General features: G+C 72.4%; 19 protein-coding genes. 5 read left to right on the forward strand and 14 right to left on the reverse strand.

The genetic code is table 11. The annotated features are described in order from the left end of the window. Positions 1–42 precede the first annotated feature (42 nt). Positions 43–1,635 carry a hypothetical protein gene (locus H181DRAFT_RS11875; protein WP_254666797.1) on the forward strand — a complete coding sequence of 531 codons (1,593 nt, stop codon included), beginning with the start codon at positions 43–45 and terminating at the stop codon, positions 1,633–1,635. 93 nt (positions 1,636–1,728) lie between these two features. On the opposite strand, the gene H181DRAFT_RS11880 is transcribed toward H181DRAFT_RS11875, so the two are convergent. Further along, entirely contained in the window at positions 1,729–2,493 is a 765-nt protein-coding gene (locus H181DRAFT_RS11880) for a crotonase/enoyl-CoA hydratase family protein (protein ID WP_045864296.1), read from the reverse strand. Between the two features lie 664 nt (positions 2,494–3,157). On the opposite strand from H181DRAFT_RS11880, the gene H181DRAFT_RS11885 reads away from it, so the two are divergent. Next, positions 3,158–4,348, forward strand: a complete 1,191-nt coding sequence (locus tag H181DRAFT_RS11885) for a YeeE/YedE family protein (protein WP_254666808.1) — start codon at positions 3,158–3,160, stop codon at positions 4,346–4,348. A 217-nt stretch (positions 4,349–4,565) separates the two neighbouring features. On the opposite strand, the gene H181DRAFT_RS11890 is transcribed toward H181DRAFT_RS11885, so the two are convergent. The 3 genes from H181DRAFT_RS11890 to H181DRAFT_RS11900 form a co-directional block, all read right to left on the reverse strand. Next, positions 4,566–5,963 (reverse strand): NADP-dependent succinic semialdehyde dehydrogenase, encoded by a 1,398-nt coding sequence (locus H181DRAFT_RS11890; protein WP_045864298.1) that lies wholly within the window; start codon positions 5,961–5,963, stop codon positions 4,566–4,568. Positions 5,964–6,210: 247 nt separating this feature from the next. Next, positions 6,211–7,419: a TerD family protein gene (locus tag H181DRAFT_RS11895; RefSeq protein WP_045864439.1), complete on the reverse strand. Its 1,209-nt coding sequence runs from the start codon at positions 7,417–7,419 to the stop codon at positions 6,211–6,213. Positions 7,420–7,508: 89 nt separating this feature from the next. Next, complete coding sequence (locus H181DRAFT_RS11900) at positions 7,509–7,838, reverse strand: GlsB/YeaQ/YmgE family stress response membrane protein (protein ID WP_045864440.1); 330 nt, start codon at positions 7,836–7,838, stop codon at positions 7,509–7,511. A 430-nt stretch (positions 7,839–8,268) separates the two neighbouring features. On the opposite strand from H181DRAFT_RS11900, the gene H181DRAFT_RS11905 reads away from it, so the two are divergent. Further along, positions 8,269–9,255 carry a 5-dehydro-4-deoxyglucarate dehydratase gene (locus H181DRAFT_RS11905; RefSeq protein WP_045864299.1) on the forward strand — a complete coding sequence of 329 codons (987 nt, stop codon included), beginning with the start codon at positions 8,269–8,271 and terminating at the stop codon, positions 9,253–9,255. Positions 9,256–9,493: 238 nt separating this feature from the next. After that, complete coding sequence (locus H181DRAFT_RS11910) at positions 9,494–10,069, forward strand: carboxymuconolactone decarboxylase family protein (protein ID WP_045864300.1); 576 nt, start codon at positions 9,494–9,496, stop codon at positions 10,067–10,069. Positions 10,070–10,147: 78 nt separating this feature from the next. On the opposite strand, the gene H181DRAFT_RS11915 is transcribed toward H181DRAFT_RS11910, so the two are convergent. The 6 genes from H181DRAFT_RS11915 to H181DRAFT_RS11940 all read right to left on the reverse strand — a co-directional run bounded on the left by H181DRAFT_RS11915 (position 10,148) and on the right by H181DRAFT_RS11940 (position 14,293). After that, positions 10,148–10,507 carry a DUF952 domain-containing protein gene (locus H181DRAFT_RS11915; RefSeq protein WP_045864301.1) on the reverse strand — a complete coding sequence of 120 codons (360 nt, stop codon included), beginning with the start codon at positions 10,505–10,507 and terminating at the stop codon, positions 10,148–10,150. 75 nt (positions 10,508–10,582) lie between these two features. Next, positions 10,583–11,299: a response regulator transcription factor gene (locus H181DRAFT_RS11920; RefSeq protein ID WP_045864302.1), complete on the reverse strand. Its 717-nt coding sequence runs from the start codon at positions 11,297–11,299 to the stop codon at positions 10,583–10,585. Then, positions 11,296–12,582 (reverse strand): sensor histidine kinase, encoded by a 1,287-nt coding sequence (locus tag H181DRAFT_RS11925; RefSeq protein ID WP_045864441.1) that lies wholly within the window; start codon positions 12,580–12,582, stop codon positions 11,296–11,298. Before H181DRAFT_RS11925 ends, H181DRAFT_RS11920 begins: the two co-directional genes overlap by 4 nt. A gap of 77 nt (positions 12,583–12,659) precedes the next feature. Next, a complete protein-coding gene (locus H181DRAFT_RS11930; protein ID WP_045864303.1) occupies positions 12,660–13,181 on the reverse strand; it encodes a hypothetical protein in 522 nt (173 codons plus the stop codon). 7 nt (positions 13,182–13,188) lie between these two features. Then, complete coding sequence (locus H181DRAFT_RS11935) at positions 13,189–13,413, reverse strand: hypothetical protein (protein WP_139131698.1); 225 nt, start codon at positions 13,411–13,413, stop codon at positions 13,189–13,191. 109 nt (positions 13,414–13,522) lie between these two features. Continuing rightward, a complete protein-coding gene (locus tag H181DRAFT_RS11940; protein WP_045864305.1) occupies positions 13,523–14,293 on the reverse strand; it encodes an IclR family transcriptional regulator in 771 nt (256 codons plus the stop codon). Between the two features lie 116 nt (positions 14,294–14,409). On the opposite strand from H181DRAFT_RS11940, the gene H181DRAFT_RS11945 reads away from it, so the two are divergent. Then, positions 14,410–15,945: an aldehyde dehydrogenase (NADP(+)) gene (locus H181DRAFT_RS11945; RefSeq protein ID WP_254666810.1), complete on the forward strand. Its 1,536-nt coding sequence runs from the start codon at positions 14,410–14,412 to the stop codon at positions 15,943–15,945. 171 nt (positions 15,946–16,116) lie between these two features. On the opposite strand, the gene H181DRAFT_RS11950 is transcribed toward H181DRAFT_RS11945, so the two are convergent. The 4 genes from H181DRAFT_RS11950 to ectB all read right to left on the reverse strand — a co-directional run bounded on the left by H181DRAFT_RS11950 (position 16,117) and on the right by ectB (position 19,851). Beyond that, on the reverse strand, positions 16,117–16,962 hold the full coding sequence (locus H181DRAFT_RS11950; protein ID WP_045864307.1) for a DUF1989 domain-containing protein: 846 nt from the start codon (positions 16,960–16,962) through the stop codon (positions 16,117–16,119). Positions 16,963–17,107: 145 nt separating this feature from the next. Further along, positions 17,108–18,007, reverse strand: coding sequence for an ectoine hydroxylase (gene thpD, locus H181DRAFT_RS11955; protein ID WP_045864308.1), 900 nt, complete (start codon positions 18,005–18,007; stop codon positions 17,108–17,110). A 94-nt stretch (positions 18,008–18,101) separates the two neighbouring features. Continuing rightward, positions 18,102–18,506, reverse strand: coding sequence for an ectoine synthase (locus H181DRAFT_RS11960; RefSeq protein WP_045864309.1), 405 nt, complete (start codon positions 18,504–18,506; stop codon positions 18,102–18,104). 76 nt (positions 18,507–18,582) lie between these two features. Beyond that, complete coding sequence (ectB, locus tag H181DRAFT_RS11965) at positions 18,583–19,851, reverse strand: diaminobutyrate--2-oxoglutarate transaminase (RefSeq protein WP_045864310.1); 1,269 nt, start codon at positions 19,849–19,851, stop codon at positions 18,583–18,585. Positions 19,852–19,932: the final 81 nt, after the last annotated feature.

Below are 19,932 nucleotides of genomic sequence, written 5' to 3' on the forward strand. Positions count from 1 at the left end.
ATTCCGGCAGTGAGTAGCACCCCGTAGGAGTTGAACGCACTGATGTCCGGTGAGATGACCGGTGGCGACGTTCCCGCCATGCCGCCCGTACGGCTGCCGTCCGAAGCCGAGCTGGCCCGGGACGCGCTGGCCGCCCCGCTCTTCGCGTGGGCCGCCAAGCTGGCGAGCTGGGCAGAGGACGGAGGCGGCGACGCCACGGGAGGGTCCGGCGGCAAGGGCGTCCCGGTCGGCGCGGGCGGGGAACTCCTCGCCCCCCAGCTGAAGGAGGCCGTGGCGTACCTGGGGCTCTCCGAGGACGAGGACGGGGCCGCGCACACGGGCCAGGCGTGGCATCTGGCCGTCGACACGGGGCTGTTGGAGGTCGAGGAGGACGGCGGCGAGGACGCGGGCGGCACGGAGGGCTCCGCGGAGGGCGGGGCCGCGAGGACGCTGACCGAGGAACCCGTGGGGGTCGCGCGTCCCGGCGGGGAACTCGCCCAACTCAGGGGCGGCGGCAGCCCGCTGGACGTGCTGGAGATCTGGCAGGGGGGCCTGGAGAGCGTCCTCGCCGACGCCGCCGTCCCCAGCTTCGAGGACCTGGTGGGCGATCTCGACGGTGTCACGGACGAGGACGGGAAGATCGACCCGGACGCCATCGATCTCGACGACCTCGACTGGAACCCGGAGGAGGAGGCCGACTTCCTCGACGGAGCGCTCGCCAGCCTCTACTACCTGACGGCGACGGACCAGGCCGTCTCCGCCGGTGCGATGGTGCCGCTCCCGGTGCTCGCCGCCTCCATGATCGTCCCCGACGACATGGAGGAACCCACGGACGAGGTCCTCGAAGCCGTCTCGGCGGCCATGATGAGGCTCGACGAGCAGTTCCGGATGCTCGCGCCCACCGGACTCGTCGAATACCGGCCCGTGGACGAGGCGTTGACGGAGGAGTCCGACGAGGACACGGAGCTGCCGGAGCAGCTCGACGACGAGGACGTCTCCCGCTACGGCATGGTGAAGCTGACCCCCCTCGGCGTCCACGGTGTCCGTACCCGCATCAGGGAGGCCGGTATCGAGGCGCCCGCCGTCGGGGACCTGGCCGGAGCGGGCGGTGCCGAACTGCTCGGCGCGCTGTCCGCGTACACCGAGGAGAACGCCCGGGCCGAGATCGAGTCCTGGCTCGCCGCCCGTACGCCCCTCGACGCCGCCCGCGAACTCCTCGGCGCGGCACACGGCATGGACGAGCACGCGCCCTCGCGCCGGCTCGCCTGCCAGCAGGCCCTCTCGCTGCTGGGCAGGGAGGCCGAACCGGCCCTGCGGGACGTGCTGGAGGACAGGGAGCTGGGCGGGCTGGCCCGGGTGTGGCTCGTCGAGCACGGAGCGGACGACGTGCCGCAGCCGGACCAGGAGATGGTCTTCTGGCTCACGGTCGACACGATCGCGGCGCAGCTGGCGACGGCCGGGGAGGCGGCCGAACTGCAGGGACTGGTCCAGGGGTTGGTCGACCAGCACACCGGATTCTTCGACAAGGCATGGCGGGTCGACCACCCGGCCACCGCGGAGGTGCTGGAGGCGATGGGCCGGGTGCACCCCGACAGGCAGACGGCCAAGGAGGCCCGTAAGGCGGCTTTCAAAGCGCGCAGCCGGCTGGACGCCTGAGCCCCGGTGGGCGACGGGCGGCGGACGCGGCCCGCGGGACGGGACTCCGCGGGCTGCGGTCCTCCTGCGCGGCGGGCGGCGGGCGGGGCTGGTTCAGATGGCGTCGAAGTCGCCGTGCCTGCCGGCGCCGGCGGCGAAGCGCGCCGCACCCTCGCCGGCTTCGCGCAGCGCCTCCTGGCCGTGACGCAGTTCGCCGGCCATCGCCTCCTCCTCGGTCAGGCCGTGCTGCTCGTGTACGGAGGCGAGGTCGCCGCGCAGGCAGGTCTGCGGGAACCGGGCGATCCCGGCCGCCAGTTCCTCGGCGGCGGTGCGTGAAGTACCGGGCGGGACGAGGCGGTTGACGAGGCCCATCCCGTACGCCTCGGATGCGGGGACCGGCCGGCCGGTGAGGATGAGGTCCAGGGCGCGGCTGGTGCCGATCAGGCGCGGCAGGCGCACCGTACCGCCGTCGATGAGGGGGACGCCCCATCGGCGGCAGAAGACGCCGAAGACGGCGTCCTCCTCGGCGACCCGCAGATCGCACCACAGGGCGAGTTCGAGCCCTCCGGCGACGGCGTGGCCGGCGACCGCCGCGATCACAGGCTTCGAGAGGCGGAGCCTCGTGGGGCCCATCGGGCCGTCTCCGCCGGGGGCGACGCGGTTGGCCCGGTCCGTCCCGATGGCCTTCAGGTCGGCACCGGCGCAGAAGCTGCCGCCCTCGCCCCACAGGACCGCGGCCAGCGCCCCGGTGTCCGCCTCGAAGGCCCTGAAGGCGTCCGCGAGCGCCTGCGCCGTCTCGCCGTCCACGGCGTTGCGCGCGGCCGGGCGGGAGAGGATCACCGTCGTGACCGGGCCCTGCTTCTCGGTGCGTACGGCCATGGGCGGACCTCCGTTTGTGTCAGGACGGTGGAGCGCGCCCGGCCCCGGGGCGCACGGGCGCACGGCAGCGCTCGAGGACCCTATCGCTGGGCGCCGGCACCGGCCCCACCCGGCTCCCGCCGCCCCACGGACGGGGGCGTCTCGCTGTGCGAGACGTGATTCCGTCATATGGATGGCTTGAAGTAGCCTGCTGCGCATGTCCGGTACCACGCGCCATCTGGCACTCGCGCTCTTCGCGGCCACGGCGTGGAGCGTCGACGACGCTCTCTGTCGGCGCTGAACGCCGCGCCCCGCGCCCCCGCCGGCCCCTCTCGGTCCGCTGAACCCGCGGACCGCTCCCGTGCCGGCTGCCGGCCCGTGGCGCTCCCGCCCCGGCACTCGCCGGGCACCGGGCGGCCCGACGCGTCCAGCGCTCGCCCCGCGGTGCGCCCGCACCCGCCGGGCCCCCACCCGTCGGACCCGCCTCCCGGGCCTGGCCCGCTCGGCCCTGCCCCCTCCTCACCGCCCTTCCCGCACCCACCGGAGTTACCTCGTGACCACCGCACCACCCTCCGGAGCGACGCCCACCGGAACGGACAGTCCGGACCGGACGGAACGCCCCCTCCGCAAGCTCACCTGGTTCGAGCCCGCGCCGACGCGCGTACCCGCGCCCGACGCCGACCCCGTGCCGCCTGTGCGGCGCGTGCCCCTCCTCGTCGCCACGGTGCTCGGAGCCGCCCTCACCGCGTACGTGTGGGCGGTCCACGGTGCGAAGCCGGGCATCCTGCTCCTCCTCGGCGTGGGCCTCGGCGTCGGGCTCTTCCACTCGCGCTTCGGCTTCACCTCGGCCTGGCGCCAGCTCGCCGCCGTGGGGAACGGCACGGGACTGCGGGCGCACGCCCTGCTGCTCGGGACGACGGCGACGCTCTTCGCCCTCGTGATCGGCACGGGGACGGGACTCTTCGGTACCGCGCCGGCCCCCAGCACCGGTCCGCTCGGCGTCGGACTGCTCGCCGGCGCCTTCCTCTTCGCCGTCGGCATGCAGATCGGCGGGGCCTGCGCCTCCGGCACGCTCTTCGCCGTCGGCTCCGGGCAGAGCACGATCGTGCTCACGCTGGGCGGCTTCATCGCCGGATCGACGCTCGCGGCCTGGCAGTACGGCCTCTGGCGTGACCTGCCGGCCTTCGAGCCGGTCCTCTTCTCCGACGGGCTGGGCTGGCCGGGTTCCCTGGCGCTGACTCTGGCGCTGCTCGCCCTCGTCGTACTCGTCTCCCGGAAGATCCAGGCGCGGCGCAACCCGCCGCCCCTCGGCGCCCCGCCCTCGGCCCGCGGTGCCCTCGCCCGTACGGTGCGGGGTTCGTGGCCGCTGGCCGCCGGGGCCGTGGTACTTGCCGTACTGGGCGCGGGCGTGCTGCTGGTCTCGGGCGGCGCATGGGGCGTGACCAGCGCGTTCGCTCTGTGGGGTTCGAAGCTGGCGGCCGCGCTGGGTGCCTCGCCGGAGACGTGGGCGTACTGGCAGGAGCCGAAGAACGCGGTCCAGCTCTCCGGGCCGGTCCTGGCGGACAAGACCAGCCTCACCGACTTCGGCATCATGATCGGCGCCGCCCTGGCCGCGGCGGCGGGCGGCGTGTGGACGCTGCACCGCGGGATCGCCCTGCGCCGCGGCGTGGGCGCCGTCCTCGGGGGCGTGCTGATGGGGATCGGCGCCAGGATCGCCGGCGGCTGCAACATCGGCGCCTACCTGGCGGGAATCGCCTCCGGCAGCCTGCACGGCTGGATCTGGGCGGCCGCCGCGATCGCCGGGACGTACGCGGGCCTGAAGCTCCGCCCGCTGTTCAAGCTCGGCAACCCCGCGCCGCGCGACGGGGTCTGCTGACGGCGCACACGGGGCTCACGGGGGCTGACGGGGCTGGCGGCGCTCTGACGGCATCGACGGGCTGAACCGACGGGCTGAGTTGAGAGTGCCGGAGCGCCCGCGCTCCGACGCTCCGGGGCGCGGCAGAGGCCAGGCGGGCGGACCCTCTCCCCGGATGTCCGCCCGCCCGGTCCCCGCCGGCCCCCACCGGTCCGCACGGCCGGCTCGGCCGTACGAGTCACCCCTCGGGCCCGAACCACACCGTCGTCGCGTTGCAGAATTCGCGGATGCCGTGCCCGGCCAGCTCCCGCCCGTACCCGGAACGCTTGGTGCCGCCGAAGGGCAGTCCCGGATGCGAGGCCGTCATGCCGTTGAAGTAGACGGCTCCGGCCGCCAGGTCGCGGGTGAGCCGTTCCTGTTCGGCGGGGTCGCGGGTCCAGGCGTTGGAGCTGAGGCCGAAGGGCGTGTCGTTGGCCAGGTCGATCGCCTCGTCGAGGTCGGCCACGCGGTAGAGCGACGCGACGGGGCCGAAGGCCTCCTCGCGGTGCACCCGCATCGCCTCCGTGATGCCGGTGAGCACCGTCGGATCGTAGAAGTAGCCGTTCGTGAGGTGCTGCGGGCGCCCGCCTCCGCACAGGGCGGTGGCTCCGCGACGGGTCGCGTCGTCGACGAGCGCCTCCAGGTCGGAGCGGCCGTTCGCGCTGGAGAGCGGACCGACGTCGGTCTCCTCGTCCATCGGGTCGCCGACCTTGAGCGACGCCATGCGCTCCACGAACGCCGAGGAGAACTGCTCGAAGACGTCGGTGTGGACGAGGAAGCGCTTCGCGGCGATGCACGACTGCCCGGCGTTCTGCACGCGGGCGGTGACGGCGGTCCGCACGGCCTTGTCCAGGTCGGCCGAGGGCAGCACGAGGTACGGGTCGCTGCCGCCCAGTTCGAGCACCGTCTTCTTGATCTCGTCGCCCGCGATGGAGGCGACGGAGCGGCCCGCGGGTTCGCTGCCGGTCAGCGTCGCCGCGACGATGCGCTCGTCGCGCAGGAGGTCCGCGATGGCGTCGGAGCCGATCAGCAGGGTCTGGAAGACGCCTTCGGGGAACCCTGCCCTGCGGAAGAGCTCTTCCACGTAGAGGGCGGTCTGCGGGACGTTCGACGCGTGCTTCAGCAGGCCCGTGTTGCCTGCCATGAGGGCCGGAGCGGCGAAGCGGACCACCTGCCACAGGGGGAAGTTCCACGGCATGACCGCCAGCACCGTGCCGAGGGGGCGGTAGCGCACGAAGGCCCGCACCGCGCCCGAGTCCTCGACGTCGGCCTGCTCGGGGCGCTCGTCGGCGAGCAGCTTCTCGGCGTGCTCGGCGTACCAGCGCATCGCCTTGACGCACTTGGCCACCTCGGCCCGGGCGGAGACGAGCGTCTTGCCCATCTCCGTGGTGATGGTGCGGGCGACGCCCTCCTGGTCCTCCTCGAGCAGGTCGGCGGCGCGGTGCATGAGCCCGGCGCGGTGGGCGAAATCCGTCAGGCGGTACTCGCCGAACGCCCTGTCCGCCCGGACGAGCCGCTCTTCGATCTCGCCGGCGTTCAGCGCGTCGAACGTCTTGAGGGTCTCGCCCGTGGCCGGATTCACGGTGGCGATGGCCATGTGAAGCGCCTCCTTCTGCCTGCTTCGGGAGCCTGTCTGCGCGTACGCGCTGTACGGGCGCCGGCTGTCCGCACGGGCGCCGGCACTCCGCGCCTCCGCGGTACCCCGGATCGGGCGCCCTATGGCTCATCGCGGGTGCCGGAAGCGGCAGCAGACGAGAGAGGCGAGGTGCGGGAAGGGACGACGGGGGAGACGGACAGACCGGCGGAGGGGCGGGCCGACCGGGACCGCCCCTCCGCCGGCACCGTCACAGCGCGGCGCCTCCCGGCTTGACCATGCCGCGGACAGTGCGCGAGTCGACGTACTCGCCCAGTGCCGTCATGTCCCACTCGCCGGAGAACTGGCGGACCAGCTTGCACATCAGGACGCCCGTGCGCGGCTCCGCGTTGCTGAGGTCGAACCTCACCAGCTCCTGGTTGCTGCCCGCGTCGATGAGGCGGCAGTACGCCTTGGCCACCTCGGTGAACTTCTGCCCGGAGAAGGAGTTCACGGTGAAGACCAGCCCCGAGACCTGCGGCGGGAGGTCGCCGAGGTGGACGGTGATCACTTCGTCGTCGCCGCCGCCCTCACCGGTGAGGTTGTCGCCGGAGTGCTGCACGACGCCGTTGAGGATGACGAGCTTGCCGAAGTAGCAGGCGTCGACCTTCTTGCGGTTGGCGTCGTAGGCGATGACGGAGGCGTCCAGGTCGATGTCCTGGGCCCTGCCGCGCCCCTTGTACGCGGGCTCCCAGCCGAGGCCCATCTTCACCGTGCTGAGCACGGGACGCCCGCCCTTGGTGAGCGAGACCGTCTGGTTCTTCTGCAGGCTGACCCTGCCCTTGTCCAGGTTGATCTTTCCGCCGGCGGGCGGGGCGGACGGCGCGGGCTGCGCGGCGGGCGTGGGCGGGGGAGCGGGGACCGCCTGCGGTGCGGGCTGCGGGGGAGGCGTGTGCGGGGTGGGCGGGGGAGCGGGTGACGCCTGCGGCGCAGCGGGCTCCTCGACGTTGACGCCGAAGTCGGCGGCGATACCGCCGAGTCCGTTGGCGTAGCCCTGGCCGACGGCGCGCACCTTCCACGCGTTTCCGCGGCGGTAGACCTCGATCACGACGACGGCCGTCTCCGGGCCGAGCTGGGGCGGGGTGAACGTGGCGACGACGGCCTGCGTGTCGGCGTCCCGCACGGTCGCCGTCGGTTCCGTGCCGGCGAAGGTGGCGCCGGGGGCGTCGAGGCTGGCCGTGACGACGACCTTGTGCACGTCGGCGGGCACCGCGGCGGTGTCGACGGTGATGGTGTCGGCGGCGCCGCTGCTGTGCGTCACGCCCGGGGCGGTGGGCTGGTTGTAGAAGACGAAGTCGTCGTCCGATCGAACCTTTCCCTGCTCGCCGAGCAGCAGCCCCGACACGTCGAGCCGGGTCGGTGCGGTCACTTCCACCGCCACCCGCGGTGCGGTCAGCGGAAGGTTCGAGCCAGGAGTCATTGCGGTCATGCCGGTCGTAACGAGCGGCCCCGCTTTGCGGTTCCTTTGCCGAGAGCGCAGGTGGGGATCGGCGGTGGGCGCGGGTGAGGTCAGCGGCGTCGTTCCCGCGAGTGGCCGAAGAAGATGCGGTAGGCGATCAGCAGCACCAGCGATCCCGCGATGGCCGCGACCCACAGCGCCGGATCGAAGAAGTCGTGGTCGACCGACCGGTCGAGGAACGTCGAGGAGAGCCAGCCGCCGATGAAGGCGCCGACGATGCCGATGAGGATCGTGCCGAGCAGCCCGCCCGGATCGCGGCCCGGGAGGAGGACCTTGGCGACGGTGCCGGCGACGAGCCCCAGGATCAGCCAGCTGACGACCCCGGACTCCACAAGGCCGGACAGGGCCGACTCCGGATCGGTGTCTGCGATGAAGAACATGGTGAAGCGCCTCCCCGTGGCGACCGTGATGATCGGTTCGGGAACCATCATGCCCGCTGACTTGCGCTTCAGTGCAGCGGGTTGACGTCCACCCCGTGCCAACTGGCCTGTGCGACGGCGGCGATGGGGGATCGGCGGGCCCGACTCGCCTCGTGCGGGGGCAGTCGGGGACGGCGCGGCGCGGGTGCGGCGCTCGCAGCGGCCGGTCTGGCCGCCCCTCTCCGCCTGCGGGTGTGCGGTGGAGCTGTCGTGCTCCCTCTCGTGCTTGACCGACGGATCACGGCTGACCTACGGTGATGTCACGTTCAGAAATGTAGACGCCGATCAGAAACGTGCACGCGACCGGAGCCGCGCCACGGGGCGTGGCACGTCGGCTCAACGACGCGCCCCGACGGCCCAGTTGCGTACCGTCCCTCCCCGGGAGTCCCGCATGACCTCACCCTCCTCCCCTCCGCCCGCCTCGCAGGCATCCGGGCGCGGCACGCTCGCCGGACGCCTCGACGGACTGCTCTTCTTCCCGGTCACCGCCTTCGCTCCGGACGGATCCGTCGACGTCGCGGTCTTCCGCGAGCACGTGCGCCAGGGGATCGAGGCGGGCGCGGGCGCGGTGTTCGCCTGCTGCGGCACCGGCGAGTTCCACGCGCTGACCCCCGAGGAGTTCCGCGTGTGCGTGGGCGCCGCGGTCGAGGAGGTGCGGGGGCGGGTCCCCGTCGTCGCGGGTGCCGGCTACGGCACGGCGCTCGCCTGCCACTACGCGGCTCTCGCCGAAGACGCGGGAGCAGACGGACTGCTGGCGATGCCGCCGTACCTCGTCAGGCCCTCGCAGGAGGGCTTGCTCCGGCACTACAGGGCGCTGGCGCGCTCCACCTTCCTCGACGTCGTCGTCTACCAGCGCGACAACGCCGTCTTCACCCCGGCGACCGTCGCCGAACTCGCCCGCACCCCCGGCATCTGCGGGCTCAAGGACGGTCACGGGGACCTCGATCTGATGCAGCGCGTCATCAGCGCCGTCCGCACCGAGGTGCCGGAGCAACAGGCCGCCGCTTTCCGCTACTTCAACGGGCTGCCCACCGCCGAGCAGACGGGACTCGCCTACCGGGCCATCGGCGTGACCCTCTACTCCTCGGCGGTCTTCTGCTTCGCCCCCGAGATCGCGCTCGCCTTCCACGAGGCGCTGAGGACCGGCGACGAGGCCGCGGCCGGCCGCCTCCTCGACGGCTTCTTCCGCCCGCTGGTGGAGCTTCGCGACAGGGGCCGCGGATATGCGGTCTCGCTGGTGAAGGCCGGGGTGCGGCAGCGTGGCCTGGACGTCGGGGAGGTGCGTCCCCCGCTGTGCGAGCCCTCGCCCGCGCACCTGGAGGAGCTGGCCGGACTCACGGAGCGCGGGCTGCGGTTGGTCCGCGACTCGCGCGACTGAACGAGCGAGGGCCGGAGAGCGAAGGGGCGCCTGCTCCGCCCGTCGCCCCCCGGCCCGCTTCCTCGGCCGTCCCGGCGGCGGAGCCCTTCGGGCGGCGGCGCTGTCACCCGGCCGTATCGGTGGGGTCCGGCCGGGCGACCCCGGCGGCGCGTGTCACATCGACGAGACCGCTCCCGTCGTAGGGGTGTCAGCCGGAACGGCCCGGACACGGGCAGACGCACGAACGAAGGAGCAGCTCATGGCCCGCATCTCGCTCGACCCGCCGCGCACGGTCTTCCTGCGGTTCGCCGAGTGGTACTCCCGCCGCAAGTACGGGAAGGTCCTCGACCCGCTGCTGGCCATGGGGCACAACCCCAGAGTGCTGCGGGCGGGAACCTTCTACGAGCAGGGCGTCGGCAAGTGGCGCGACCTGGACCCGGGCCTCAAGCACCTGGCGGAGATGGTCTCCGCCGCGCGCATCGGCTGCTCATGGTGCATGGACTTCGGCCACTGGCTCGCCGACGGCCTCGGCATGCCGATGGAGAAGGTCCAGTACGTGCCCGTGTGGCGAGAGCACAGGGAGCGCTTCAGCGAGATCGAGCTGCTCGTGATGGAGTACGCCGAGGCGATGACCGAGACCGAGCCCACGGTGACCGACGCGATGGCGGAGGAGCTGATCCGCAGGCTGGGGGAGCGCGCCTTCGTCGAGCTCACCGCGATCGTCGCCGTGGAGAACCACCGCTCCCGCATCAACGCGGCGCTGGGCCTGGTCGGCCAGGGGTTCTCCGACCGGTGCGCGGTGCAGCCGCACAGGTCGGGAGCGGCAGGGGCCTGAGGCCGCCCGGCAGACCGCGCACGTGGTGAACGGCCCGTGGCGGGCGGGCTGTTCACGCGGGGCGCGGCACGCCGGCCGTCAGCCCGCCTCGCCGGCCGGCCCGGGCCACGCCTCCTCCGCGACGACGGCGCTCACGGGCAGTGGCCCGTAGATGTGCGGGAACTCCTCCGTGCCGGGACCGCACACCGCGTCGGGAACAGGGGGCTCGAAACGCACGGGTGCGGAGAGGAGCTCGCTGTCGACGACGAGGACGACGAGGCCGGACGGGTCGGTGTCGGCGTACAACATCTCGGCCACTCGCGGGAGTTGGTGCCGCAACGAGCAGTGGATGAAGCCCTCCTCCGCCAGGGTCCGCCCCCGCGTCGACATCTCGTACCGGCCGGACGGGCGGGCGGACTCCCACACGGAGCGCTCCGTGATGTGCAGCAACTCAGCCATGCGGTCACGTTAATGCGTGCGGCTCCGTACGGGCAGACGCCCTCGACGGCATGCCCGGAGCCTCCGCCGCCGACGTCAACGCGTTCCCGGTGTGACGAAGCCCTGCTCGTAGGCCGCGACCACAGCCTGCGTACGGTCCCGGGCGCCCAACTTGGCAAGCATGGCGGCCACATGACTCTTCACGGTGGCCGGGCCGACCGAGAGCCGGGCGGCGATCTCGGCGTTGGTGAGGCCTTCGGCCACCAGCCGCAGGACGTCGGCCTCGCGGCCGGTGAGCCGGGCGCGCAGGGTCTCCGGCCCGTGCCGGAGGCCGGGGGCGTACCGGGCGGCCAACCTCCGTACCGCAGCCGGGAAGAGGAGCGCTTCGCTGCGGGCGACGAGCCGCACCGCCTGCACCAGGTCCTCGGCGGCCGCGCGTTTGAGCAGGAAGCCGTGCGCTCCCGCGCGGAGCGCGTCATAGACGTAGGAGTCGTTCTCGAAAGTGGTCACGACGACGATCCGGGGCGCCTCCTCGCCCATGGAGCCCAGCAGTTGCTCCGTCGCGCGGATGCCGTCGACGTCCGGCATCCGCACGTCCATGAGCACCACGTCGGGGCGCAGCGCCCGTACGACGGAGACGGCCTCGGCCCCCGTGGCCGCCTCGCCGACGACAGTCATGTCCTCCTCAGCGCCCAGGATGGCGCGCAGCGCGCTGCGGACCATGCGCTCGTCGTCGGCGACGACGAGCCGCAGCTCGCGCGGTGCGGGTCTCTCCGCGTGACCGGTACCGCCCGGCCGGGGCGACGGCGTCACAGCGTCCCCTCCGCCTGCTCGACGTCGTGTCCGGACCGTTCCGGCCCTCCGCTCCGCAACGGCAGCCGTGCCGTCATCCGCCAACTCCCCTCATGCGGTGCCGACTCGACGCTGCCGCCGAGCAGGGCCGCTCGTTCCTCCATGCCGCGCAGTCCGCGTCCGCCCCGCCGCCGGCCCCCGCCGTGGGAGGTGCCCGCATCCTGGGGACCGGTCAGCGGGTTCTCCACGCGGACGACCAACTCCTCACCCCGGCCGGCTGCTTGGACCTTTATCGACAGATCGACGGGGACCCGGCCCGCGTGCCGCAGCACGTTCGTCAGCCCTTCCTGGACGATCCGGTACGCCTCACGGGAGAGACGGTCCGGGAGACCCGCGAGGTCCGCTCCCGCTTCCTCCGGGAACGTGCCGTCCACCCGTACACCGGCCGCCCGCATCCGCTGGAGCAGGCCCGCCAGACCCGACGCCAGGGTGGGCGGCCGGGGCTCCCGGGCACGGCCGGGAGCCCCGGTCTCCGCCGCCGGCCCGGCGGGCTCGTCGTCCTCGCGCAGCACGCCGAGCACTCCGTCCAGTTCTGCCACGGCGCTGCGCGCAGTCTCCTCGATCGCCGCCAGCGCCTCACGCGCGAAGTGCGGGTCCGAGCCGAGGACGCGGCGCGCCGCCCCGGCCTGCAGCGTCACGGCGCTGAGCGCGTGTCCCACGGAGTCGTGCAGCTCACGTGCCAGGCGGTTGCGGACGGCCAGTTCCGCGGCGCGCCGTTCGGCCAGTGCCAGCCGGTCCGCGGGGGTTGGCCCCAGCAGTACGGGCGCGCAGCGGTCGAGAAGCGCTCCCGCGGCATGGACGGCCGCGACCAGCGCCGCCGCCAGCGCCAGCCCGGCGGGCAGCGCCGTCCACGCGGCGGTACCGTCCGGCCAGAGCCACTCCACCTCGCGCAGGGGCCCGACGAGCGGATACAGCACCAGGACGGCGGCCGCCGGCGGCAGAGCGAGGCTCGCGCCGCTCACCAGGGCGCCCACACCGACGTGCAGGGTGAACCAGCCCGCCGTACGCCGCCGCGCCGCCCAGGAGTCGGCGGGCTCGCTCACCATCGAGGACCGCGGGACGGAGCACAGCGCTCCGGCGGCGGCCGACTCCAGCGCCCGCACGAGCGGGAAGAGCAGCGCGGTCCCCGCGATCAGCGGCAGGCACAGCGCGTACACGGCGAACTGCCGGCCGAGCCCGGTGAAGACGTCGATGCCCGGCACGGCGAGGCTCAGCACGACCGTCACCAGCAGGAAGTACGGCATCAGCAGGGCTCCGCCGAGCAGCAGGTGCACCCAGCGCAGGGCCAGCCGCCGGCCGGCCTCCCGCCACCTTCCCCGGATCACGCCGGCTGCCGCTCCGAGGGAGGCGCGCTCCGCACGGACGCGGCGCTCGGCACCGACGCGTCTCTCCGTACGTACGCGTCTCTCCGTACGTACGCCGGGCGCCGGGCCAGCAGCCGGGCCCCGAAAGCGGCGATCCCCAGTCCCACGAGCATCTGCCCAGCGTAGAGCGCCGGCACCATGGCGGTGGGCTGTTCGCCGAGCGTTCCTCCCACCCCGGCAAGGGAGTTGAGCAGCATCCAGCCGCCCCAGCAGGCCGTCGCCCCGGAGCCGGTCCAGACGAGCACGAGGGGCGGCAGCAGCCGTCCCTCGCCGCGGCGGCGCGCCGCCGGCAGCAGGCCCGCGACGGCGGGAAGCGGCAGGAGGGCGAAGGCCGCCTCGCTGACGACGGTGTCCGCGCCGTGCGCCGCTCTGCGCTCGTGGCTCAGGCCGAAGCCCGGCCCCCGCGGCCCACATGGCGTGCACGTCGCCCGGGGCAGCAGGGCGGCGAGGGAGCCGAGAAGCGCGTGAGAGGGGCGCACGGCCGGCTCACGGCGGCCCGTGGGGTCGGACGACGACGAAGGAGTCCAGCACCACGCCCAGCGCGTTCGCCGCGGCGAGCATCCCGCCGCCTTCGCGCAGCGGGCTTCCCTCCGGGATTCCGATGTGGCTGCCGGACACCCAGGCGGTCCTGAGCGAGAGACACGGCAGGCACGCGGCCCATGCGACCAGGCACAGAACGGAGCGTGCGCTTCGCGCGGTCGAGGTCTTCATGCGCTCCACCCTCGCGCCGCGCCGGGGCGGGGGCGTCCTGCCCGACGGCGAACGGCCTCCGCCGGGCGGCGGAGACCCCCTCGTCCCGGGTGCGGAGCCGGCCGGCCCGTCAGAGGCGCCTGGTGGCCAGCGTCAGCCGGTCCCGTGCGTCGAACAGCGCGTCCCTGATCATCTGCTCGTGCGCGGGCGTCAGCCGTGCGACGGGGACCGAGCAGCTGACGGCGTCCCGCGCGGGCGTCCGGTAGGGGATGGCAACGCCGAAGCAGCGCAGCCCCAGCGTGTTCTCCTCGCGGTCGACGGCGTAGCCCTGCTCGCGTACCAGCGCGAGCTCCCGGATCAGCGCCTCGCGGTCGGTGACGGTGTGCTCCGTGAGGGCCGGCAGCTTCTCCGGCAGCATCTCGCGGACCTGCTCGTCGTCGTACGTGGCCAGCAGCGCCTTGCCGAGCGACGTGGAGTGCGCGGGCAGCCGCCGCCCGACGCGGGTGAAGGGCCGCAGGTAGTGCTGCGACTGGCGCGTGGCGAGGTAGACGACGTTCGTGCCGTCGAGCCTGGCGAGGTGGATGGTCTCGGTGGTGTCCTCGGAGAGCCGGTCCAGCGTCGGGCGGGCGGCGGCCACGGCCTCGTCGCCGTCGATGTAGGAGGTTCCGACCAGCAGCGCCCGCACGCCGATGCCGTAGCGTGTGCCCGTCGAGTCCGTCTCGACCCAGCCCAGATCGACGAGCGTGCGAAGAAGCATGTACAGACTGGACTTGGGGTACCCGACGGCTTCCTGCACGGAGGCGAGGGAGTGCATGCCGGGCCGTCCGGCGAAGAACTCCAGCAGCTCCACCGTGCGGACAGCGGACTTGACCTGCGACGCACCCGTCTCACCGGCTGACATCGACCTTGACCCCCTCGTCGCGGCACTCTTAGGGTCCCCGCAGTGGTTCACTGACAGAGACGGTGTTCAGCATATCGAACGACCTCTCTGCGGAGACAAGCAGGCGGCAGGAGGAAATCACGGTGGCAGCACCAGTGTGGAGCGTCGACCCCAGGACCGGACAGCAGCGCGAGCAGGTCGGCACGGAGGCCACAGCCGTCGACGTCGACGCGGCAGTACGCGCCGCGCACGGCACCCTCGAGCCGCTCGCCGACCGCACCGTGCGCGCCGCGCTGCTCCGCGCCGCCGCGGAACAACTGGGCGCGGCGAGCGAGGAGATCATCACGACGGCGGACGCGGAGACCGCCCTCGGGCGGCCGCGGCTCCCGGGCGAACTGGCCCGCACCCAGGCCCAGTTGCGGGCCTTCGCCGACGAGATCGAGGACGGCACCTACCTCGGCATCACCGTCAACCACGCCGACCCCGACGCGACTCCGCCCTGCCCCGACCTGCGCCGCTACCGGATCCCGCTCGGCGTCGTGGCGGTCTATGCCGCCTCGAACTTCCCGCTGGCCTTCTCCGTGCCCGGCGGCGACACCGCCAGCGCGCTCGCCGCGGGCTGCCCCGTCGTCGTCAAGGCCCACCCGGACCACCCGGCGACGTCCGAGCTGACGGCGGCGGCGTTGCGCCGCGCGGCCGCCGAGGTGGGGCTGCCGGAGGACGTGCTCACCGTGGTGCACGGGTTCGAGGCGGGCGTGGAGCTCATCAAGCACCCCCTCGTCGCGGCGGCGGGGTTCACCGGGTCCGTCCGCGGCGGCCGCGCCCTCTTCGACGCCGCTGCGGCCAGGCCGGCGCCCATCCCCTTCCACGGCGAACTCGGCTCCCTGAACCCCGTGGTGGTCACGGCCGCCGCGGCGGCCGAGCGGGCGGAGGAGATCGGTGCGGGGCTCGCAGGTTCCATGACGATGGGCACCGGCCAGTTCTGCACGAAGCCCGGATTCGTCCTCGCCCCGGAGGGTGAGGACGGCGACCGGCTGCTGTCCGCCCTGCGGGAGAAGGTCGCCGAGGCGGCCCAAGGGCCCTTGCTGGACAGCCGGATGCGCGAGTCCTTCCTGGAAGGCATCAGCGCACGGACGGAGTTGGAGGGCGTCGAGGCTCCCGTGCTCGCGGGCGCGGGCGACGACGAGCACACCGTCGGTGCCGGCGTTCTCACCGTTCCCGCCGGGAAGGTCGGGCAGCCGCAGTACGAGTTGCTGCTGGAGGAGTGCTTCGGCCCGGTCACCGTCGTCGCGCGCTACCGGGACGACGACGAGGTCTCCGCGGTGCTCTCGCGGCTGCCCGGCAACCTGACCGCCACCGTCCAGCTCAGCGGAGGCGAAGCGGCCGGGGACGGCGGCCGCGGCGCGCGCCTGCTGGCGGCGCTGACCCCGCTGGCGGGCCGCGTCCTTGTCAACGGCTGGCCCACGGGCGTCGCCGTGGCGCCCGCACAGCACCACGGCGGCCCCTACCCGGCCACCACGTCCACCTCGACCTCCGTGGGCGCCACCGCGATCGAGCGCTGGCTCCGTCCCGTCGCCTACCAGGACGCGCCGGACGCGCTGCTGCCGGCCGAACTGCGCGAGTCCAACCCGCTGGGGCTGCCGCGGCGCGTCGACGGGCGCTGGGAGCGCTGAGAGGCGCGGTCGGCGCGTGGCGCGGCCTGATCCGGAAGGACCCCGAGGCCCTGGACAGGCCCCGGACAAGCCCCGGACAAGCCCCGGACAGGCGGCGTCCCGCGGGAGGCCGCCGCGCTTGTTCCGTTCGGCGATGGTGTTCGGGGCGCTCGCGCCTGGAAAGGGGAGGGTTCAGGGCCGCCACTCGGGACGGCTCATGCCGTGCATGTTGCGGTACGCGGCCCGTTCCGGGGGCGTCCAGCCCTCCAGCAGCTCCGGAGCGAGGCGGTAGACCTCGACGCCGATCGGATGGCAGAACTCGACGGGGTCGACGTCGGAGCCAGGCCCCCACATGGGAACCGACAGATCGCCGCCCGGGCACGTCGACAGCGCGCACAGCAGGTCGAGTTCGGCGAAGAACTCCAGATGGTCGCCGGGGCGCGCGGGGCAGTCCTTCATGAAGTACTGGTCGTCGTCGTTGAGTCCGGTGCACTGGAAGACGTTGAGGACGTCGTGCACGTCGAACTCCGTGAGCCCGTACGGGAGTACGGCGCGCACCAGGTTCGAGTGGCAGTGGAAGTCGAAGTCCTCGCCGGTCAGCATGCGGTTGACGTACGGGTCGCAGCGCGTGCCGAGCAGGTCGTGGACCCTGCCGCCCTCCGCGTCCCTCCCGTATCCGGCGAGGGTGTCGGAGGTGATCGTCAGCAGCGGCCGCAGGAACGGCAGCGTCGACCACAGCCGGTCGTAGGTGCTCACGTGCGCCCGCTGCAACTGCCTTGTGCGCGAGGCCCACAGCCGCTCGCGGGGATCGTGCCTGTTCCACACGTTGAGGTCGCCGACCTGGGGGCCGTCCACCGTGACCAGGCGGCACACGTGCCCCGCGGGGACCTCCCATGCCCGGCCGGAGCGGATCGGCACGGTGAAGCGCTCCACGAGCTCCCGTCCGTCCAGCGCGGAGGCCGCGCGTCCGTAGAACGCGCGGTCGACGTCGAGGGGGCCGCCCTCGGATGCCCGGTATGCGGCTGCGGTGCCTGCCATGCGTGCGTACGCTCCCTCGCTGTTGTGCTGTCGTGCTGTCCGAGTCGCCTCCGCCGATCTCAGCAGAGCGGCGGCCGCGCGGAGAAGGGGGAGGCCGCCATGCGGCCTCCCCCTTCTCCAGCGGGATCAGGTGTGACGTCGTGTGTCACCTGACGGGCGTGAAGTCCCGCGCCCCGATGAACTCGGGGCGTCGTACCGGTGCCGCGAAGGGCTCGACGGCCTCGTTCTCCACGCTGTTGAAGACGATGAACACGTTGCTCCTGGGGTACGGAGTGATGTTGTCACCGCTTCCGTGCATGCAGTTGCAGTCGAACCAGACCGCCGAACCCGGCTCGCCCGTGAAGAGCTTGATGCCGTGTGCGTCGGCGAACTTGGTCAGGGACTCGTCCGAGGGAATCCCGGCGTCCTGCATCTGCAGCGACTTCTTGTAGTTGTCCTTCGGCGTCTCGCCCGCGCAGCCGAGGAAGGTGTTGTGCGACCCCGGCATGATCATCAAGCCGCCGTTGGTGTCGTAGTTGCGGGTCAGCGCGATCGAGACCGAGACGGTCCGCATGTGGGGCAGGCCGTCTTCCGCGTGCCAGGTCTCGAAGTCGGAGTGCCAGTAGAAGCCCGTGGCCCCGAAGCCCGGCTTGACGTTGATCCTGGACTGGTGGACGTAGACGTCCGAGCCCAGGATCTGCCGTGCCCGGCCCACTACCCGCGGGTCCTTCACCAGGTCGGCGAAGAGCTCGCTGATCTTGTGCACCTCGAACACGGTGCGGATCTCGTCCGACTTGGGCTCGATGATCGAGCGCTCGTCGGCACGGACATCCGCATCCGTGGTGAGCCGGTTCAGTTCCTGCCGGTACATGTCGACCTCATCGGGAGTGATGAGCTGGTCGACCGAAAGGAATCCGTCCCGCTCGTAGTCCGCCAGCACCGCGGCCTCGATGGGCCCCGGGGCACCCGGCTCGGACCACACCACCGGGTCCATGCGTGGTGTGGCCACCTCGGTGGTTCCGCGAGTCGGGTACAGGTCGGCGGTTCGCTCGGGTGCGGTGGTCATGGTGTTGCCTTCCTCTCCTCTCGTACGGCCCTGTATTGGTGGGCGAGCGGCCTGATGCGGCCGAATCGGCCTGTGGCGGCCGGGCTTTGGAAGCTCAGTCCTCGGCGGGTTCGGTGAGAAGCGGGTAGACGCCGTTCTCGTCGTGATCCTCCCGGCCGGTGACGGGCGGGTTGAAGACACAGATGCACCGGAAGTCGGTCTTGGGGCGCATGGTGTGCTTCTCGTGCCCGTCGAGGAGGTACATGGTGCCGGGGGTGATCAGGTGCTTCTCACCCGTCTCGTCGTTGGTGAGTTCCGCCTCGCCCTCGACGCAGAGTACGGCTTCGATGTGGTTTGCGTACCACATCGACGTCTCCGTACCCGCGTAGAGCGTGGTCTCGTGCAGGGAGAAGCCGACTCGCTCCTTGGCCAGCACGATCCGCTTGCTCTCCCAGGTACCGGATGCGGACTTGATGTGTCGGTCGGTGCCTTCGATGTCCTTGATGGAACGAACAATCACGTTCTGTCTTGCCCTTCTCTCTCATTACGGGGTCGGCCCGCCCCGGACGCAACCGGGGCGGGCCGTGAACGGGAAGTTACGCGGTTTCGCGGACTGCGCGCGCCAGCACGCGCAGCCCCTCGTCCAGCTCCTCGGGAGTGATCGTCAGGGACGGCAGGAGCTTGACGACCTCGCTCTGCGGACCCGAGGTCTCCACGAGCAGACCCAGGTCGAAGCAGCGCTTGGCGACGGCACCGGCGCGATCCTTGTCGTGGAACTCCAGGCCCCACACGAGGCCGCGGCCGCGGAAGTCGGCCACGTCCTCGGTGTGTTCCTCGGAAATCGCGCGCAAAACCGCTTCCACCTGCTCACCGCGGGAGAGCGTCTGCTTCTCCATCTGGCTGTCGGTCCAGTAGGTCTCCACCGCGGCCGTGGCCGTCACGAAGGCCGGGTTGTTGCCGCGGAAGGTGCCGTTGTGCTCGCCGGGCTCCCAGATGTCCAGCTCGGGCTTGAACAGGGTGAGCGCCAGCGGCAGTCCGTAGCCGCCGATGGACTTCGACAGGGTGATGATGTCCGGCTTGATGCCCGCCTCCTCGAAGGAGAAGAAGGCGCCGGTGCGGCCGCAGCCCATCTGGATGTCGTCGACGATGAGCAGCATGTCGTGCCGCTCGCACAGGTCGGCCAGGTCGCGCAGCCACTCGGCGCGCGCGACGTTGATGCCGCCCTCGCCCTGCACGGTCTCGACGATCACCGCGGCGGGCTTGTTGAGGCCGGAGCCCTGGTCCTCCAGCAGCCGCTCGAACCAGACGAAGTCCTCGGTCGTGCCGCCGAGGTAGTCGTCGAACGGCATCGGGGTGCCGTGGACGAGCGGGATGCCGGCGCCGGCGCGCTTGAAGGCGTTGCCGGTGACGGCGAGCGAGCCCAGCGACATGCCGTGGAAGGCGTTGGTGAAGGAGACGATCGACTCGCGGCCCTTGACCTTGCGGGCGAGCTTCAGCGCCGCCTCGACGGCGTTGGTGCCGGTCGGGCCGGGGAACATCACCTTGTGGTTCATGTCGCGGGGCTTGAGGATCTTCTCGTGGAAGGTCTCCAGGAAGGCCCGCTTGGCGGTCGTGCTCATGTCCAACCCGTGCACGACGCCGTCACGTTCGAGGTAGTCGAGCAGCGCCCGTTTGAGAACGGGGTTGTTGTGGCCGTAGTTGAGCGTTCCCGCACCGGCGAAGAAGTCCAGGTAGGTGTGGCCGTCTTCGTCGTACATGTGCGAGCCCTGGGCCCGGTCGAAGATCGTGGGCCAGCTGCGGCAGTAGCTGCGGACTTCCGACTCGACGGTCTCGAAGACGCTGAGGTCCGGCTGGGTGATGGTCACAGCATGCTCCTGGGAGTGAGTTGAGTGCTGAGAAGTGCTTCTTGCGGATGTGCCTTGCGAAGTTCAGGGGTTGCGGATCTG

This window comes from Streptomyces sp. WMMB 714 (genome assembly GCF_900090125.1).
In the GTDB taxonomy this organism is placed as follows: Bacteria; Actinomycetota; Actinomycetes; order Streptomycetales; family Streptomycetaceae; genus Streptomyces; species Streptomyces daqingensis.

Bases quoted from the DNA above. Each gene is read 5' to 3' on its own strand.
- H181DRAFT_RS11875 (WP_254666797.1), top strand. From the start codon at position 43: ATGTCCGGTGAGATGACCGGTGGCGACGTTCCCGCCATGCCGCCCGTA.
- H181DRAFT_RS11880 (WP_045864296.1), bottom strand. From the start codon at position 2,493: ATGGCCGTACGCACCGAGAAGCAGGGCCCGGTCACGACGGTGATCCTC.
- H181DRAFT_RS11890 (WP_045864298.1), bottom strand. From the start codon at position 5,963: ATGGCCATCGCCACCGTGAATCCGGCCACGGGCGAGACCCTCAAGACG.
- H181DRAFT_RS11895 (WP_045864439.1), bottom strand. From the start codon at position 7,419: ATGACTCCTGGCTCGAACCTTCCGCTGACCGCACCGCGGGTGGCGGTG.
- H181DRAFT_RS11900 (WP_045864440.1), bottom strand. From the start codon at position 7,838: ATGTTCTTCATCGCAGACACCGATCCGGAGTCGGCCCTGTCCGGCCTT.
- H181DRAFT_RS11905 (WP_045864299.1), top strand. From the start codon at position 8,269: ATGACCTCACCCTCCTCCCCTCCGCCCGCCTCGCAGGCATCCGGGCGC.
- H181DRAFT_RS11910 (WP_045864300.1), top strand. From the start codon at position 9,494: ATGGCCCGCATCTCGCTCGACCCGCCGCGCACGGTCTTCCTGCGGTTC.
- H181DRAFT_RS11915 (WP_045864301.1), bottom strand. From the start codon at position 10,507: ATGGCTGAGTTGCTGCACATCACGGAGCGCTCCGTGTGGGAGTCCGCC.
- H181DRAFT_RS11925 (WP_045864441.1), bottom strand. From the start codon at position 12,582: ATGCCGTACTTCCTGCTGGTGACGGTCGTGCTGAGCCTCGCCGTGCCG.
- H181DRAFT_RS11935 (WP_139131698.1), bottom strand. From the start codon at position 13,413: ATGAAGACCTCGACCGCGCGAAGCGCACGCTCCGTTCTGTGCCTGGTC.
- H181DRAFT_RS11940 (WP_045864305.1), bottom strand. From the start codon at position 14,293: ATGTCAGCCGGTGAGACGGGTGCGTCGCAGGTCAAGTCCGCTGTCCGC.
- H181DRAFT_RS11950 (WP_045864307.1), bottom strand. From the start codon at position 16,962: ATGGCAGGCACCGCAGCCGCATACCGGGCATCCGAGGGCGGCCCCCTC.
- thpD (WP_045864308.1), bottom strand. From the start codon at position 18,007: ATGACCACCGCACCCGAGCGAACCGCCGACCTGTACCCGACTCGCGGA.